The organism is Neisseria sp. P0021.S006, assembly GCF_051956895.1.
The window spans coordinates 1-2,065 of sequence record NZ_JBQCWZ010000180.1; the positions used below are offsets into that span (position 1 = coordinate 1).

The 2,065-nt window shown below is 46.4% G+C and carries 1 protein-coding gene and 1 pseudogene; one reads left to right on the plus strand and one right to left on the minus strand.

Translation table 11 applies throughout. From position 1 onward, the window contains the following. Window positions 1–729: pseudogene (locus ACTHUM_RS12205) on the plus strand (5-methyltetrahydropteroyltriglutamate--homocysteine S-methyltransferase); the annotation flags it as partial. Window positions 730–821: 92 nt separating this feature from the next. Here ACTHUM_RS12205 and ACTHUM_RS12210 read toward each other — a convergent pair. Beyond that, window positions 822–2,065: right-handed parallel beta-helix repeat-containing protein (locus ACTHUM_RS12210; protein ID WP_440402981.1), on the minus strand; the 1,244-nt coding region annotated here is incomplete at its 5' end.

Here is a 2,065-nt window from a genome sequence, read left to right on the forward strand (position 1 = left end):
CGCTGCGTTAAACCACCTATCATCTTCGGTGACGTAAGCCGTCCTGAAGCCATGACTGTTGCTTGGTCTACTTACGCTCAAAGCCTGACCAAACGCCCGATGAAAGGTATGCTGACCGGCCCTGTAACCATTCTGCAATGGTCTTTCGTCCGCAACGATATTCCTCGCGCTACCGTGTGCAAACAAATCGCACTGGCTCTGAACGACGAAGTATTGGATCTGGAAAAAGCCGGTATCAAAGTCATCCAAATTGACGAACCTGCCATCCGCGAAGGTCTGCCTTTGAAACGTGCCGATTGGGATGCCTACCTGAACTGGGCCGGTGAATCTTTCCGCCTGTCCTCTACCGGTTGCGAAGACAGCACCCAAATCCACACTCATATGTGCTACTCTGAGTTCAACGACATCCTGCCTGCCATCGCCGCCATGGACGCTGACGTCATCACCATCGAAACTTCACGTTCCGATATGGAGCTCTTGACTGCGTTCGGCGAATTCAAATACCCGAACGACATCGGCCCAGGTGTTTACGACATCCACAGCCCACGCGTACCGACTGAAGCTGAAGTTGAGCACCTGTTGCGCAAAGCCATCGAGGTTGTACCGGTTGAACGTCTGTGGGTTAACCCAGACTGCGGCCTGAAAACCCGTGGCTGGAAAGAAACTCTGGAACAACTCCAAGTGATGATGAATGTAACCCACAAACTGCGTGCCGAACTGGCTAAATAATGTGAGTTAGATGAAAAGGCCGTCTGAAAATTTTCAGACGGCCTTTTTTTATTTATCGATATTTAGACCATAAAGATTACAGCTTCAACAGCTTACAAAATCCCTGTCGTTGTATGATGTTCTTCCACTCCTGATGTATACACATTCTTAGTATGGTGATACACAGCATCTTTAGTTGTTGCGACAATATAGTTGGCTTCTGACAAGATATCGCTCAAGGCAACTTTACTGCCGGTCGTATTCACCTTTGTCAGTGCTGCACCATTATGGCTATTGCCTTCTGAATACGTTTTGATGTTATTTTCAAAGCGCAGCCATGAATCATACAGTTCGTCTTTGATGTCCGTCATGATTTTATTGTTGGCTACATTTAAAGATGCCTTGCCCTTAGGGTTGGTACTGTATACGTCTACCAAAACATCATCCAGGGCACCACCAAGTTTCAATGTGTTATTAGTGATGTTGTACTCTTTGGCATTACTTTTCAAATAAGCAAATTCGACATAGCCGTCAGATTTTTCACGCACGGAAATTTTGTTGTTGTGAATGGTCACCGCACCATGCATAGCGACATTGCCATGGTGTTCTTCCACATAAACCGGCACCGCGCCTTTCATAATCTTGCCGATATCGGCATCATTGCCGCTAATGGTAATAGTACCGCTGCCAATGCCGTTTTTAGATAAAACGCGGTCGTAGGTATCGTTGATGACGGCAATCAGATATTTGGTGGATTCGCCGCTGATCTTGTTATTTGCCATATTGAGCGTGTAATCCATTTTGCTTTCATGGTTACGGAACTCAATCGCGTAAGTCTGAATATTGTTTTGATAAACCGTCAGATTTTTAATGACATTATTGCTGATATCGAAATAGCCTTTGTTAGCCGAGTGCAAATCTTTGTATTGGGTATTGGTTTGCACCTGGATACCTGAATACATGTGATAGTACTTGCCCAAGTCATCATCAACATTCAAGCGGAAGCTCGGGTCTTGGATAATGGTATTGCCGGTAATTTTGACTTTATCCATAGAAAACTGGCGGTTGTAAGCAGCAATACCATACAGCCGGTCACCTGTTAACACATTGTCTTCAATGACAATGCCTGTACCATCATGCACATCCAAGCCTTTGCGGTAGTTGTGGTTGGTCGTGTTTTTACGGTATGTGACACCGTAATTGTAGCTGCCCGCAACCACAGCCATACCGTAGCCGGTACCGCCGTCCGCTTCGTGGCCGTTCCAATCCAAACGGTTGCCCTCGCCGATAAAGTTTTGTTGGAAACCGATCAGCGCACCGGCAACGCGGTTGTGGTGCAGATACGAATCAACAATAC